Here is a 2,149-nt window from a genome sequence, read left to right as displayed (position 1 = left end):
TTGCGCGGAAAAATTTTGCTGGAAGGGTTGTTTCCGGTGGTGTTGTGCCGGGAGCAGGCCATGCCGGTGGATGGGGCCGGGTTGGTTGTGTATGCGGCCGAATATCGGATTAAGCAAGCGGTTTTGCTTTGATTATAAGGAGTTTTTATGGGTGATCGTGTAACATTGATGACGAAACGGGTTGGGACGCTCGTTGCGGCCGAGGCCACGTATGGGGTGCCGCCGGATGTCGGCGATTATGCAGCGTTGTTGTGCAACGAGGGCGTGGATATCACAGTGAATGGGGAGAAGATCGAGCGCAATGTTGTGACCCCGACCTTTTCTCCGGTGCCTAGTGCTGTGGGGACGAAATCGAATCAGATATCTCCAACCGTGGAGCTGCGTGGTGGTGGGCTCTCCGAAGCCGGGGCGCTCTTGGCACCGGATTGGGAGCCGATGTTCCTCGCCTGCTCCATGAAAAAGCGGGAAGTCGTGCGGCTCGATATCGAGAGCATCACGGGCACCTTTGAAGTTGATGACGTGGTGACGGGTGGCGGAAGTGCGGCAACCGGCACGGTGTACCATATTGATGGGGATACGTTGGTTTTGTCTGGAGTATCTGGTGAGTTCCAAGCGGCCGAGACGGTCAGCGGCGGGACGAGCGGGGCCACGGCCAGTGTTAGCGCAGCCCATGAAGCCTTTGAATATCGGCCGGCGACACTAGAACCAAAGGATCAAGCCTCGGCTTCAATGCGTTTTTTCAAACATTCACATTTGTGGCTCATCAACGGTTTGCGCGGTACGTGGAGCCTGGATTGCCAGGACGGAAAAATACCGACGCTGTCTTTCACTATGTCTGGTCTCTATGCCGATCCTGCCGATTCGGTGTTGCCTACGCAGACTTTTACCAACCTGATTGGTCCGGTGTTCATGGGCGTGGGACTGACCATTGACGATTATGTCCCGATCTTCGAGGCGCTGAAGTTGGATTTGTCGGCTGACGTGCAACCACGCAAAGACGCCAATCATACGAACGGTATGTGCGAAATGTATGTCGCTGGACGCACACCGAAAGGCTCCATGGACCCAGAAGCGGATAGCCTTGCCAACTATAATGTGTGGGAACTGTGGAAAAATGCTGCCGTGGCCAAGCTCGCCTGTACCGTGGGTAATACTCCCGGCAACCGGTGGAGAATCGAAGTACCGCAAGTAACACACGAAGACCCAAAATACGGGGATAAAAGCGGTATCACCAAGTACGATATCAGCTTTACAGCCACTGACTCCGGGACGGGAGACAGAGAAATTCGGATGACGTTGTTTTAATCAAAATCTCAGGAGATATATCATGGCGGAATTGTATCGTGATTTGGACGCGGACCGCAATGTTTTGGAAATCGAAGACAAGGGCACCGGGGCCGTGCATGAATTTTACTATGCGATGCCTACCAATGCCCAACGGATGGCTTACCAATCGGATACCGTGAAGCACTCGGGCGGCAAGATCAAGCTGGCGAAGAATGCATGGCCATTGCAAGTGTCGCATGGTGCGACCCTCTGCACCGGTTTCAAACGGGGCACGTTGCGGGTTGGCGGCGTATGTATTGCCAGTGACCCCATGGAAGATGGCTACCGCGAAGATTGGAAAACCTTGGTCAAAAAAGGCTTCCCTGAAGCGTTCGCCTTGATTGCCCAGACGGCCTTCAATGCGGCCAGCTCGAAGCGCGACGAAGGCGTTGAGTATTTCGAGGTCGCCGATATGCCCGACTTGGGGGAGCCTTCGACATCCATTTAAGTGGATGCAGCAAAGAGGATAAGAAACAGTGCGCGGCGCAAAACGGGCCATGGCTGGAGGCCGTGTGCGCCGCCTGCCCCAAGGGGCAAAATGCGGAGCGCAACCCGTACATTGATCATCTTGTGTATCTGCGGCAGTTGCAGCTTGGTGGGTATCAATTTGGGCAAGATGATTTGCCGTTGCAAACCTGGTTGGATTTGGGCGCGTTGCATGCTTGGTTGGATGCCAAGCGCCCGCGCCTTTTTTAATGTGATGGAGAGAGGCCGTGGCTGCATCTGAGAATAAAATCCGCATTATAATCGAAGCTGATGCCGGCAAGTATCAGCAAGCGATCAATCAAGCCAAAACCGCCTTGGATGGCTTGAGCGATACGGC

The 2,149-nt window shown here is 54.4% G+C and carries 3 protein-coding genes; 2 read left to right on the top strand and 1 reads right to left on the bottom strand.

All coding sequences use genetic code 11. The annotated features are described in order from the left end of the window. Positions 1–147 precede the first annotated feature (147 nt). Positions 148–1,305 (top strand): phage tail tube protein, encoded by a 1,158-nt coding sequence (locus G451_RS0120070; protein WP_027185652.1) that lies wholly within the window; start codon positions 148–150, stop codon positions 1,303–1,305. Between the two features lie 22 nt (positions 1,306–1,327). Beyond that, positions 1,328–1,774, top strand: a complete 447-nt coding sequence (locus tag G451_RS0120065) for a hypothetical protein (RefSeq protein WP_027185651.1) — start codon at positions 1,328–1,330, stop codon at positions 1,772–1,774. Here the strand turns inward: G451_RS0120065 and G451_RS34320 are convergent. Then, positions 1,771–2,049 carry a hypothetical protein gene (locus G451_RS34320; protein WP_156921751.1) on the bottom strand — a complete coding sequence of 93 codons (279 nt, stop codon included), beginning with the start codon at positions 2,047–2,049 and terminating at the stop codon, positions 1,771–1,773. The genes G451_RS0120065 and G451_RS34320 overlap by 4 nt on opposite strands. Positions 2,050–2,149 lie beyond the last annotated feature (100 nt).

Source organism: Desulfovibrio inopinatus DSM 10711, from assembly GCF_000429305.1.
Classification (GTDB): domain Bacteria; phylum Desulfobacterota; class Desulfovibrionia; order Desulfovibrionales; family Desulfovibrionaceae; genus Alteridesulfovibrio; species Alteridesulfovibrio inopinatus.
This window is presented reverse-complemented; position numbering and strand designations above follow the sequence as displayed.

Coding starts and splice junctions, on each gene's coding strand:
- G451_RS0120070 (WP_027185652.1), top strand. CDS start 148: ATGGGTGATCGTGTAACATTGATGACGAAACGGGTTGGGACGCTCGTT.
- G451_RS0120065 (WP_027185651.1), top strand. CDS start 1,328: ATGGCGGAATTGTATCGTGATTTGGACGCGGACCGCAATGTTTTGGAA.
- G451_RS34320 (WP_156921751.1), bottom strand. CDS start 2,049: ATGCAGCCACGGCCTCTCTCCATCACATTAAAAAAGGCGCGGGCGCTT.